General features: G+C 35.9%; 9 protein-coding genes and 2 rRNA genes. 9 read left to right on the forward strand and 2 right to left on the reverse strand.

The annotated features are described in order from the left end of the window. From ACHRV5_RS00005 to ACHRV5_RS00020, 4 genes are all read left to right on the forward strand, one after another. Positions 1 to 109 (forward strand): 23S ribosomal RNA (locus ACHRV5_RS00005); the annotation flags it as partial. Between the two features lie 167 nt (positions 110 to 276). Then, a 5S ribosomal RNA gene (gene rrf / locus ACHRV5_RS00010) occupies positions 277 to 386 on the forward strand. Positions 387 to 682: 296 nt separating this feature from the next. Continuing rightward, positions 683 to 1,135 (forward strand): DUF1569 domain-containing protein, encoded by a 453-nt coding sequence (locus ACHRV5_RS00015; protein WP_395425283.1) that lies wholly within the window; start codon positions 683 to 685, stop codon positions 1,133 to 1,135. A 16-nt stretch (positions 1,136 to 1,151) separates the two neighbouring features. Continuing rightward, positions 1,152 to 1,586, forward strand: coding sequence for a nuclear transport factor 2 family protein (locus tag ACHRV5_RS00020; protein WP_395425284.1), 435 nt, complete (start codon positions 1,152 to 1,154; stop codon positions 1,584 to 1,586). Between the two features lie 7 nt (positions 1,587 to 1,593). Here the strand turns inward: ACHRV5_RS00020 and nth are convergent, their stop codons facing one another. Both nth and ACHRV5_RS00030 read right to left on the reverse strand, forming a co-directional pair. Beyond that, positions 1,594 to 2,238, reverse strand: coding sequence for an endonuclease III domain-containing protein (nth, locus tag ACHRV5_RS00025; protein WP_395425285.1), 645 nt, complete (start codon positions 2,236 to 2,238; stop codon positions 1,594 to 1,596). Between the two features lie 50 nt (positions 2,239 to 2,288). Continuing rightward, entirely contained in the window at positions 2,289 to 3,155 is an 867-nt protein-coding gene (locus ACHRV5_RS00030; protein ID WP_395425286.1) for an alpha/beta hydrolase, read from the reverse strand. A 140-nt stretch (positions 3,156 to 3,295) separates the two neighbouring features. On the opposite strand from ACHRV5_RS00030, the gene ACHRV5_RS00035 reads away from it, so the two are divergent. The 5 genes from ACHRV5_RS00035 to ACHRV5_RS00055 all read left to right on the forward strand — a co-directional run bounded on the left by ACHRV5_RS00035 (position 3,296) and on the right by ACHRV5_RS00055 (position 11,423). Further along, entirely contained in the window at positions 3,296 to 4,723 is a 1,428-nt protein-coding gene (locus ACHRV5_RS00035) for a glycogen synthase (RefSeq protein ID WP_395425287.1), read from the forward strand. Further along, positions 4,713 to 5,993 (forward strand): glucose-1-phosphate adenylyltransferase, encoded by a 1,281-nt coding sequence (locus ACHRV5_RS00040; RefSeq protein ID WP_395425288.1) that lies wholly within the window; start codon positions 4,713 to 4,715, stop codon positions 5,991 to 5,993. Before ACHRV5_RS00035 ends, ACHRV5_RS00040 begins: the two co-directional genes overlap by 11 nt. 34 nt (positions 5,994 to 6,027) lie before the next feature. Further along, the gene (gene glgB, locus ACHRV5_RS00045; protein WP_395425289.1) at positions 6,028 to 7,932 is read left to right on the forward strand and encodes a 1,4-alpha-glucan branching protein GlgB; all 1,905 of its coding nucleotides are present in this window, start codon (positions 6,028 to 6,030) and stop codon (positions 7,930 to 7,932) included. A 197-nt stretch (positions 7,933 to 8,129) separates the two neighbouring features. Continuing rightward, positions 8,130 to 10,529, forward strand: a complete 2,400-nt coding sequence (locus ACHRV5_RS00050; protein WP_395425290.1) for a glycoside hydrolase family 31 protein — start codon at positions 8,130 to 8,132, stop codon at positions 10,527 to 10,529. Between the two features lie 84 nt (positions 10,530 to 10,613). Continuing rightward, complete coding sequence (locus ACHRV5_RS00055) at positions 10,614 to 11,423, forward strand: M48 family metallopeptidase (RefSeq protein ID WP_395425291.1); 810 nt, start codon at positions 10,614 to 10,616, stop codon at positions 11,421 to 11,423. Positions 11,424 to 11,528: the final 105 nt, after the last annotated feature.

Here is an 11,528-nt window from a genome sequence, read left to right on the forward strand (position 1 = left end):
GATGAGATTTCTTTTAAGGATCGTGGAAGATGACCACGTTGATAGGCTATAGATGTAAAGGCAGTAATGTCATAGTCGAGTAGTACTAATAATCCGTAAGCTTATGTACACCCTTTTCCCCACACTTTGGTGTGGGGAAGAAACTTTCTCCCTTCGACTCATGTCAAGGACTTTTTTATATTCTTTATCTCAGTATGTTAAGATATTGTTGCAATTATTTAATTATTAATATTAAATTTTTAATTAATTGTACGTTACCTCAAGTAACAACGACCTTAAGGTGGTTATTGCGGCGGGGCTCACCTCTTCCCATCCCGAACAGAGTAGTTAAGCCCGCCTGCGCAGATGGTACTGCAGTTATGTGGGAGAGTATGTCGTCGCCTTTTTTTTAAAAACCCTATCCAAATCGGATAGGGTTTTTTGTTTTATATACTTTTTGGTTGTTTTCTTTTTTAAACCATATAAGTGATGTAAGTTCAGTTTAGAGTTACTTTGCGATCCTTGCGTAAACCCTTGCGGTCCTTGCGGTTAAAGAAAAACAGTACATATAAGAGACACCATTTTGCAACCTTGTTTTCTTGCTAAATAGAAGTTTTTGCAAAAATTAGGGCAACTTTAAAACCCTATTTACTATTTTGGGAATAAATTTTATATTTTTACTTAACTATAGAATAGTAGAATTATGCAAAATATTTTTCTTAGAGAAGATTGTGATCAATTCATTAATCGAATTAATCAGTTGAACTTGGATTCAAAAGGACTTTGGGGTAAAATGTCTGTAGATCAGATGTTTGCTCATTGCAATGTAGCGTATGAAATGGTCTATGATACGATTCATCCGAAACCTAGTGGCTTTTTGAAATTTATTCTTAAGACATTGGTGAAGAATAAAGTAGTCAGTGATAAGCCTTTTTCAAAAAATAATCAAACAGCGCCACAATTTATAATTGCAGGGAATCGTGATTTTGAGGGCGAAAAAAATAGATTGATTGCGTATTTGATTAAAACTCAGGAATTGGGAGAAAGTGAATTTGATGGTAAAGAATCACATTCTTTTGGAAAACTGACTTCGAAAGAGTGGAATAATCTGTTTGCCAAACATCTGGATCATCATCTAACTCAGTTTGGGGTTTAAGAAAAAAGAAAGGTTTATGAAAAATTATATCCTTATTGCATTTTTACTGATTGGATTAGTGACGAATGCACAAAAACAAGAAGTCCAAAAGTCTATTGAATTGTTTTTTGAAGGTTTTCACGAAAAAGATTCAATGAAAATTAAATCTGTTTGTTCGGATAAAATTATTTTGCAGTCTATCAGTGAGAATTCTCTGAAAGGAAACAAATTATCTGATGAAAAAGCAAAAGATTTTTACAAATCGATCGTATCAATTCCTGCCAGTGTCAATTTTAAGGAGAAAATTTTAGATTATAACATTCAAATAGACGGATCTATGGCTCATGTTTGGGCTCCTTATGAGTTTTATCTTAATGGCAAATTGAGTCATACAGGAGTAAATACATTTACTTTGTTTAAAGAAAAAGAGACCTGGAAAATCATTTATTTAATTGATACAAGAAGAAAATAGTACTAACCTATTGTATTTGAGTGGTGTAATAATGACAGGAATCAGTTATTAAACAATCCTCACATTTGGGTTTTGGCCGGCACGTTTCTCTTCCCAGAAAGGAAATTGCCATTCCAATTTCAGACCAAATTGATTTAGGAATCGCAAGCATAAGCTCTTTTTCTGCTTTAATCCCGTCTTTTGCTTCTTTGATTATTCCGATTCTGGGAGCTACACGAATAACATGTAAATCTGCAATAATACCTTCCGCAGGTTTGTTGGTTTCTCTTAAAATCACATTAGCAGATTTTCTTCCAATACCTTTTAAAGCTGTTAATTCTTTCATATTCAAAGGAATATTTTCATCCTTTTGTAGTGTTTTAGCGATATCAAGCAGCCATTGCAATTTTGTTGGATAATTTCTAACCTTGGTTATATACGATTTAAATGTTTCGGGATCTGCGTACGCTAAACTTTCAAGTGTAGGAAATTTTTCAAATAAAGCGGGCGAGATTGTGTTTATATTGGCATCAGAATCTTGGGCCGACAGCACGACCATTACAAGTAACTGATACGTATTTTTATAGTCTAAGGGATGCTTTTTACCTTTGTATTTTTTTAAAATTGGCCCAAGTTTTACTTCCCAATTTGGTGTTTCTTCAAATAAATCCATTTCTGTTTTTCTTTAAAAGTGACTAATTAAAAATTATAACTATCACAAAATTAAGTAGTTTCGATGAATTCTATTGTTTTTTTGATAACATTTTGATTTCCAAGGATTTTTCGGTGCCCCAGACCATCTGTAAGTGCTAAAGTTCCGTTTTCTAAATGTTTGTGAATATGAATTGCAGCCTTTACCGGTACTTCGGGATCATCATTATCGTGAATTACCAAGACCGGAATTTTAACTTTAGTAGCAGCCCTGTAAGCAGAATAATCATCCATTTTTGTCTGATATTGGCTTTCAAAATGATCGCGTAAAAGAGTACTCATTTTAGGTTTTAACCCAACTTTTGAAGTAAAATCATCCAAAATATCCTGTACAATATCACCACTTCCGATAATGACAGCTTTTTTTACATTTAGTCCGTCTTTTATTGCATTCAAAACAGACATTCCGCCTAATGAATGTCCAATAGCAAACTCAAAAGGGCCATACAGCTTCTCAATTTCTAAAACAGATTCTATAAAATCAGACATTATAGTTGTTTTTCCATCCGATTTTCCATGTGCGGGAGCATCAAAACTTACTGTAGCATACCCTTTTCGCAAAAGTTCGTCGGCAATTTTGAATAATTGAGTACCGCGTCCCGACCAACCGTGTACAAGTATAACCTTCCGATCGCTTTTTCCGTATTCATACACCACAATGTTTTTATTTATTGTCGGAACAAGAATGGTGTGTTGAATGCTTTTGTGATCCATATCGAGTTCTCTTTTAGGAACCTTGTGTTTTATGGGGGTTGTAAAAAGTTTTGCAGCATACTTTACGGTCAATTTTGTAGAGAAAAAAGCACAAATTTTGCAGGATATAATAATAAACTGGGGAATTTTTAAAGATTGAATAGGATTGGAAGCCTTTTTTGTCATATTGGTAAATTTTGTCTCAAGCGCAGATTTCGGTTATTTTTCCTTAAATTTAAAGAACATAAAAGTAGTACAATTAATAAATTTTTGCTTTAAAAAACAGCAGGAATTTAGTTTAGTAAATGTGTTTTTAAAATTTTAGGATGGAAATATTTCATGTAAGCGCAGAATGTTACCCTATGGCAAAAGTTGGTGGACTGGCAGATGTTGTAGGAGCATTACCCAAATATCAAAGTAAGGCAGGTCATCAGGTTCGTGTGGTTGTGCCTTGTTATGATACTAAATTTAAAAGAGAAAATGAATTTGAATTTGTTCATTGGGGAAATGTTAAATTGGGGAATTTTGATTTTCCATTCAGTGTTTTAAAAGAAACAACAGAGCAGTTAGGTTATGAGCTGTATCTGATTGAGATCAAAGAATTATTTGATCGTCCAAACATCTATGGTTATGAGGATGATATTGAGCGGTTTTTATCTTTTCAGATCGCTACTTTAGATTGGATTACAGCTCGAGAAACGGTTCCGGATGTAATAAACTGTCATGATCATCATACGGGATTAATTCCTTTTTTAGTAAAGTATGCCTATAAGTATGAGCGATTAAAAAACGTTAAAACGGTAATTACCATTCATAACGGCTTGTATCAGGGCTGGTTTGGTTTTGATAAGCTGCATTATTTGCCTGAGTTTGATTTAATTCATGTCGGCTTTTTAGAATGGAATACTGCTATAAATTCTTTGGCTGTTGGTATTAAATGTGCACACGCGGTTACTACGGTGTCGCCAAGTTATTTAGATGAAATTAACCGTTCTGCAAATGGTTTGGAAGCATTATTTAACCAGGTTCGGGACAAGTCAAAAGGCATATTAAATGGTATTGATATTGAAATCTGGGATCCGTCTAAGGATCAGATGATTGTAGAAAACTATTCAGTCGAAACTTTTGGTGCCGGAAAGCAGAAGAATAAAGAAAAGTTATGTGAGGAGTTCGAATTGGATCCATCAAAACCTTTGTTTAGCTTTATTGGAAGGCTGTTTGAAGAAAAAGGCGGTGATTTATTGCCTCAGGCTTCGGCGCTGGCTTTATCAGAGAATTTTGAAATTATCAATATTCTGATTTTGGGATCCGGAAATTCAGATATAGAAGCTCAGTTGGTTCAATTGAGGAATGATTATAAAGGGTATTACAATGTTTTTATTGGTTATAATGAAGAATTAGCGCATTTGATTTATGCGGGTTCTGATTTTATCTTAATGCCATCCCGTGTTGAACCCTGCGGTTTAAATCAGTTGTATGCGCTGCGTTACGGAACAGTGCCTATTGTTAGAAGAACCGGAGGATTGCGTGATACCGTAATTGATTTTGGCGATAATGGAAACGGAATTTGTCATGATCAGGCTTCTGTGGGGGATATTTGTTACTCGATTAATCGGGCGGTTAAACTTTATGCCGATAAATCAAATTTTAATAAAATAATTGAAAGGGGAATGCAGACCGACCATTCCTGGGAAAGGGTGTGTGAGGAATACATCGAAATTTACAACTTAATAATTCAGAAAAATGAAGTTTAAAAAGAAAAATGTAGTTGCCATTATTTTAGGAGGAGGACAAGGATCACGTTTGTTCCCTTTAACAGAAACCAGATCAAAGCCGGCTGTTCCGATTGGAGGAAAATACAGATTGGTTGATATTCCAATTTCAAATTGTATTAATTCTGATATTTTTAAAATATTCGTATTGACACAATTTAATTCGGCATCTTTGAATGCTCACATTAAAAACACCTTTAATTTCAGTATTTTCAGTCAGTCCTTTGTTGATATTTTAGCCGCTGAACAAACTCCTGATAATCCAACTTGGTTTCAGGGAACGGCAGATGCTGTGCGTCAATGTATGGCACATTTTCAAAAACATGATTTCGAGCATGCTTTGATTTTATCAGGGGATCAGTTGTATCAAATGGATTTTAATGAAATGTTAGAAGCTCATATTGCCAGTAATGCAGAAATTTCTATAGCTACACTGCCTGTAAACGCAAAAGACGCACCTGAATTTGGTATTCTTAAAACGAATCATAAAAGTTGTGTTGAAGCTTTTATTGAAAAACCCGAAGCTTCGCTCTTGCCACAATGGGAATCGGAAGTAAGCGAACAAATGCAAGCCAAAGGGAAAAAATACCTGGCTTCTATGGGGATTTACATCTTTAATAAAAAATTGTTAGAAGAGTTAATGGCCAATCCGGATACAAAAGATTTCGGAAAAGAAATTATTCCGCAAGCCGTTGGTAAACATAAAATTTTGAGTTACCAATACGAAGGATATTGGACGGATATTGGAAATATTGAATCCTTTTTTGAAGCGAATATTGGCTTGACAGCAGATATCCCGGAGTTTAATTTGTTTGATAATGACAATAAGATTTTTACACGTCCGAGGTTGCTTCCTCCGTCTAAATTTAGAAATTCAACTATCAATCAATCTTTGATTTCTGAGGGATGTATTATTAATGCTAAAGAAATTAAGAGTTCAGTAATTGGTATTCGTTCCAGAATTGGCGAAGGAACCATTCTAGAAAACTGTTATGTAATGGGGAACGATTTTTATCAGGATCTTGATGAATTGAAAGAGGATACTGAAAAGAATAAAATTCATGTCGGAATTGGAGAAAATTGTTTTATAAAAAATGTTCTGGTCGATAAAAATGTACGTATTGGAAACAATGTTCATATTAACGGAGGAAAACATTTGGACAACTTCAGTAATGAATTATACAGTATCAAAGACGGAATTGTGGTCATTAAAAAAGATGTTATACTTTCTGATAATTTTAGAATAGAATAAAAAAAAATCTAATTGTTGCCTTTAAAAACCAATTATGAATAAAGTTATTACGCACTCTCTTTTTACTGATTTTGACATCGATTTGTTCAAGGCTGGAAAGCATTTTAGACTGTATGAAAAGCTCGGAGCACATTTGACAGAAGTTGACGGAGTAAAAGGAGTTTATTTTGCGGTTTGGGCACCTACAGCAGCTACCGTTTCTGTTGTTGGTGATTTCAATTATTGGACACAGGACGAGCATCAGCTAGAGGTTCGCTGGGATTCTTCCGGAATCTGGGAGGGTTTTATTCCCAATATCGAAAAAGGATCACTTTACAAATATAAAATTAGATCGAATATAAATGGGGTGGTAACCGAAAAGGCTGATCCATTCTCTTTATACTGCGAAAAACCACCGCATACCGCTTCTGTTGTCTGGGATTTGAATTATGACTGGAAGGATGAAAACTGGATGCAATCGCGTCAGGAACACAATGGTCTCGATAAACCTTATTCGGTTTACGAAGTACATTTAGGCTCCTGGAAAAGGGGAGAAAACAATCGTTTTTTGACGTATTTGGAGCTTGCCGAAGATTTAGTTTCTTATGTTAAAGAAACAGGTTTTACACACGTAGAATTTATGCCGATTATGGAGTACCCTTATGATCCTTCGTGGGGGTACCAGCTAACCGGATATTTTGCCCCAACTTCCCGTTTTGGAAAGCCTCAGGATTTCATGGTTTTGGTCGATAAATTACATCAGGCCGGAATAGGGGTGATTTTAGATTGGGTTCCGTCTCATTTTCCTGATGATGCACACGGTTTAGGCTTTTTTGATGGATCACATTTATACGAACATCCGGACCGCAGAAAAGGCTATCATCCGGATTGGAAAAGTCTGGTTTTTAATTACGGACGTAATGAAGTTCGTGCCTTTTTGATTAGCAATGCTGTTTTCTGGCTGCAACACTACCATGCAGATGGTTTAAGGGTCGATGCCGTCGCTTCGATGTTGTACCTTGATTATTCCAGAAAAGAGGGCGAATGGGAGGCCAATATTTATGGAGGAAGAGAAAATCTCGAGACCATTAGTTTTCTGAAAGAGTTTAACGAAGTTATTTACGCTAATTTCGAAGGAGTTCAAACCATTGCAGAGGAAAGTACTTCTTTTCCGATGGTGTCAAGACCTGTGTTTTCAGGAGGTTTGGGGTTTGGAATGAAATGGATGATGGGCTGGATGCACGATACTTTAAAATATTTTCAAAAAGAAACCGTCTACAGAAAATACCACCAGAATGAATTGACTTTTTCGATGACCTATGCTTTTAGCGAAAATTTCATGTTGCCGTTTTCGCACGATGAAGTGGTCTATGGAAAAAAATCAATTGCCAATAAAATGCCGGGTGATGAATGGCAAAAGTTTGCCAATTTACGTTTGTTGTACGGGTATATGTTTACACATCCAGGCACCAAACTGTTGTTTATGGGCTGTGAATTTGGGCAAAGTGATGAATGGAATTTTGAAAAAAGCCTTGATTGGCATCTATTACAATACGATTATCATTCGGGAATAAAAAAAGTAATTACAGATTTAAATCAGTTCTATAAATCACATCCGGCATTGTACGAAAAACAGTTTGACAATGAGGGTTTTGAATGGATTAATTATTCAGATCATCAAAATGCGGTGTTGGCTTACATTCGAAAAGGAAATGTTGCAAAAGAGAATTTGATTGTTGTTTGTAATTTCACGCAAGTGATACGGGAAAAGTACCGAATCGGAATTCACCAAAAAGGGAAACTGAAGCAGGTATTTAACAGTGATGATAAAAGTTATGGAGGAAGCGGAATCAGTAATCCGGGATCTCTAAAAATAGAAGCATCGCCGTACGATGGAAGAGATTATTCGATTGAATTGACCTTGCCGCCTTTGAGTGTAACGATTTATTCTTTTGAATAAAATCAGTCTGTTTTTGTACGATGGGATTTTGTCATTTTTTGGCTCGTAAATTATCGATTTTTTGCTTTTTTAAGATGGAATTGTTCACTCCCACAGAGAAAACGTTTTCGTGAATAAACCTCATATTTATAGAGGTTTAACTAGTTTTTTTGTATGTTTGAAAGAGATAGAATTGTTATAATTAATTTATCAGCGATATGATTACAAACACATCATTAGAATACAAAGGCGATTTATATCCATCAAAAATTGTCTCGTATGAACATGAAGGAGATTCCATTTTTTTTCACACAGACAATAAAGTAATCTTAAAAGTTACCATTCTCAGGGACAGTTTAATTCGGTTTCGCTTTACTACAAAAGGGTATTTTAGTACTGATTTTTCATATGCAATTGATAAAACACAGTTACACGGATATAATTTCCTCGAATTAACAGAAGAAGCAACTTATTTTCAAATCAGAACCAGCAAAGTAAAGTGTAAAATTCAAAAGGCTGATCTTCGTTTATCCATTTATGATTTAAATGATTTTCTTATTTTGGAAGACGAGCTTGGCTTTCACTGGGAAGAAAGTTATGAATATGGTGGCAACATCGTAAAAATGAGTAAATCTTCTAAAGATGGAGAATGTTTTTATGGTTTAGGAGATAAAGCAACTCAGATGAATTTAAAAGGCAAAAGAGTAGAAAATTTTGCCACAGATCAATATGCTTTTCAAAAAGAACAAGATCCGCTATATAAAGTAGTTCCATTTTATATTGGCTTACATAACAAACAATCGTACGGGATTTTCTTTGACAATACTTTTAGAACTTTTTTCGATTTCTGTCAGGAAAGAAGGAATGTTACGAGTTTTTGGGCAGAAGGAGGAGAGATGAATTATTATTTCGTTTATGGTCCCCAAATGCAGGATGTTGTGACAACCTACACCGATTTGACAGGTAAACCCGAATTACCACCACTGTGGGTTTTGGGATATCATCAGTGTAAGTGGAGTTATTACCCGGAAAGCAAAGTAAAAGAAATTACCTCAAAATTTAGGGAACTCAAAATTCCATGTGACGCGATTTATCTGGATATTGATTATATGGAAGGCTTTCGCTGTTTTACCTGGAATAAAGACTATTTTCCCGATCCAAAACGTATGGTAGCCGAATTGGCTGAAGACGGCTTTAAAACGGTTGTAATCATAGACCCGGGTATTAAAATTGACAAAGATTATTGGGTTTACAAAGAAGCATTAGAGAAAGATTATTTCTGCAAAAGGGCCGATGGTCCCTATATGAAAGGAAAAGTATGGCCCGGCGAATGTAATTTCCCCGATTATACTAATCCTGCAGTAAGAGAATGGTGGGCGGGATTATTCAAAGAATTAATTTCGGACTTTGGTGTAAAAGGAGTTTGGAATGATATGAATGAACCGGCCGTAATGGAGGTTCCAAATAAAACTTTTCCGATGGATGTTCGTCATGTTTATGATGGGAATCCGTGTAGTCATAGAAAAGCGCATAACATTTATGGTACGCAAATGGCCAGAGCGACGTATCATGGGGTAAAACGATTTGCTTATCCAAAACGACCGTTTGTGATTACAAGATCGGCGTATTCCGGTGCACAACGATATACCTCGTCCTGGACTGGGGATAATGTTGCCACTTGGGAACATTTGTGGATTGCTAATATTCAGGTACAGCGAATGTCGATTTCAGGAATGGGTTTTACCGGTTCTGATATTGGCGGCTTTGCTGAACAACCAACAGGAGAATTGTATGCGCGATGGATTCAATTAGGTGTATTTCATCCGTTTTGCAGAACGCATTCCTCGGGAGACCATGGGAATCAGGAACCTTGGGCTTTTGACGAAGAAGTGATCAATATTACCCGAAAATTTGTCAGCCTTCGTTATCAGTTATTGCCGTATTTGTACACCATGTTCTGGCAGTATATTGAAGAAGGGATTCCGATGCTGAAACCGCTTGTTTATTACGATCAGGAAGATACACAAACCCATTATCGCAATGATGAATTTATCTTTGGGAATCAGATATTAGTTTGCCCGATACTGGAACCTAATTCGTTAGGCAGACGTATGTACATTCCACGAGGAGAGTGGTACAATTACTGGACCAATGAGTTCTCAAACGGAGGAAGAGAAGTGTGGGTAGATACTAAATTTGATGAGATTCCAATTTTTGTAAAAGCAGGTGCTATCATTCCAAAATACCCTGTTCAGCAATATGTCGGAGAGTTGGAATTTGATGAATTGACACTGGATTTGTATTTCAAAAACGGAAAAGAAAAATCGTTTGTATACGAAGATTCTCAAGACGGTTACGATTACAAAAAAGGACGTTATAGCTTTCTGTCTTTCACCACAATCGGAAAAGAAAAAGAACTGATTGTGCAGTTGCACAAAGAAGGAAAATTCGAAACAAATTACAGCAAGTATAAAATCAATTTAATCGGACTGCCTTTTAAAGTGACGGCAATTGAAATTGATAATGAAAAAGTAGCTTTTGATGAAGTTAGCTTCTCAGAAAATCAATTTTTAATAGTAAATAAAGAATTCAGCGAACTCCACATCACAGGAGAATAGTACTATTTTGATATATTTTAATTGAATTATGTAAATGAGGATTTCATAATAATCGTATTTTTGTTACTTTAAATATCAGGAATTATGAAAAAATATTGGTTAGGAGGAACAGCTGTTATTCTTTTGATGGGCTGTGCAACAAATCCGATTACAGGAAAGCAAAATTTGAACTTTGTTTCAAACAGTGAATTGTTTCCGTCTTCTTTTCAGCAATACAACCAGTTTTTAACTGAAAATAAAGTGATTACGGGGACGTCAGATGCTAAAAAGGTAGAACTTGTTGGTATGAAAATTAAAGCTGCTGCAGAAAAATACCTGACGTATTTAGGACAAACACAATATTTAAAAGACTACCGTTGGGAATACAAGTTAGTTGACAATAAAGAAGTTAATGCCTGGTGTATGCCGGGAGGTAAAATTGTAGTGTATTCCGGTATTTTGCCGATCACCAAAGACGATGCAGGTTTAGCAACCGTAATGGGACACGAGGTTTCGCATGCCTTGGCTAATCATGGAGCACAAAGAATGAGTGCGGCTCAATTGCAACAAATTGGAAGTGTTGCTCTGGGAGCAGCTACCAGTGGAAAAACACAACAAACACAACAAATATTCTCGCAAGCCTATGGCCTTGGTACACAGGTTGGCGTTATGCTGCCATTTAGCAGAGGAAACGAAACCGAAGCAGACAAAATTGGACTGACACTTATGGCAATTGCCGGTTATAATCCGGATGATGCTGTAGCATTTTGGAGTAGAATGTCTGCTAAATCCGGTGGAGCATCAACTCCCGAGTTCATGAGTACACACCCGTCTGACGCTACAAGGATTGCCAATATAAAAGCATTGATACCTGAAGCAAAAGCTACAGCACTTAAGGTAGGAGTTATTAAATAGGGCTTCGGCTTCGCTCAGCCTGACACTTTAGGTTTTGGGTTGTGTTTTTAGTCTTTGCTTTTTTTATACCGATTGTCCTGTTGAGCGAAGCAATTCAGCTTCGCT

The organism is Flavobacterium sp. FlaQc-52 (assembly GCF_044007495.1).
GTDB classification, from domain to species: domain Bacteria; phylum Bacteroidota; class Bacteroidia; order Flavobacteriales; family Flavobacteriaceae; genus Flavobacterium; species Flavobacterium cupriresistens.

Bases quoted from the DNA above. Each gene is read 5' to 3' on its own strand.
- ACHRV5_RS00050 (WP_395425290.1), top strand. From the start codon at position 8,130: ATGATTACAAACACATCATTAGAATACAAAGGCGATTTATATCCATCA.
- ACHRV5_RS00020 (WP_395425284.1), top strand. From the start codon at position 1,152: ATGAAAAATTATATCCTTATTGCATTTTTACTGATTGGATTAGTGACG.
- glgB (WP_395425289.1), top strand. From the start codon at position 6,028: ATGAATAAAGTTATTACGCACTCTCTTTTTACTGATTTTGACATCGAT.
- ACHRV5_RS00055 (WP_395425291.1), top strand. From the start codon at position 10,614: ATGAAAAAATATTGGTTAGGAGGAACAGCTGTTATTCTTTTGATGGGC.
- ACHRV5_RS00035 (WP_395425287.1), top strand. From the start codon at position 3,296: ATGGAAATATTTCATGTAAGCGCAGAATGTTACCCTATGGCAAAAGTT.
- ACHRV5_RS00015 (WP_395425283.1), top strand. From the start codon at position 683: ATGCAAAATATTTTTCTTAGAGAAGATTGTGATCAATTCATTAATCGA.
- ACHRV5_RS00030 (WP_395425286.1), bottom strand. From the start codon at position 3,155: ATGACAAAAAAGGCTTCCAATCCTATTCAATCTTTAAAAATTCCCCAG.
- nth (WP_395425285.1), bottom strand. From the start codon at position 2,238: ATGGATTTATTTGAAGAAACACCAAATTGGGAAGTAAAACTTGGGCCA.
- ACHRV5_RS00040 (WP_395425288.1), top strand. From the start codon at position 4,713: ATGAAGTTTAAAAAGAAAAATGTAGTTGCCATTATTTTAGGAGGAGGA.